Consider the following 465-nt stretch of genomic DNA (forward strand, 5'->3'; position numbering starts at 1 on the left):
AAATAGGGCAGCATGGCCGGCATGGCGTCGGCGATCGGTGCGAAGAACACCCGCCATGACATGACAGCTACGCCCAGCGCGCTGAGCCAGAAGAAGACGGTGAACGGGCGGGTCATCGGAGCCTCCTTGACAGTGTAAAGCATGCCGCACCATAGCGGTCAGCTTTACACTGTCAAGCTGCAACTTGACACTGTCAGGGCCGCACGTCACAACGGCGCATGACCCGTGACACACCAAGCACCCGCGACGCCCTGATCGAGGCCGGTCTTTCGCTCCTCATCGAGGGCGGGCCGGAAGGCCTGACCCTGCGCCGCGCCGCCGCGCGCGCCGGCGTCTCGCACGCCGCCCCCGCCCATCATTTCAACGGCTTGCCGGGCTTGCAGACGGCCATCGCCACCCGCGCCTTCGCGCTGTTCACCGTAACGATGATCAGCCACCGCGACGCGGCCGAGCCCACGAGACTAG

Annotated in this window: 1 protein-coding gene; it reads left to right on the top strand. The window is 66.2% G+C overall.

Annotated features, from left to right (window positions below):
* Window positions 1–218: 218 nt before the first annotated feature.
* Window positions 219–465 (top strand): TetR/AcrR family transcriptional regulator (locus tag BTA51_RS28980; protein ID WP_141215717.1); only part of this gene is annotated, 247 nt, incomplete at its 3' end.

Source organism: Hahella sp. CCB-MM4, from assembly GCF_002260525.1.
Taxonomy (GTDB): Bacteria; Pseudomonadota; Gammaproteobacteria; order Pseudomonadales; family Oleiphilaceae; genus Hahella.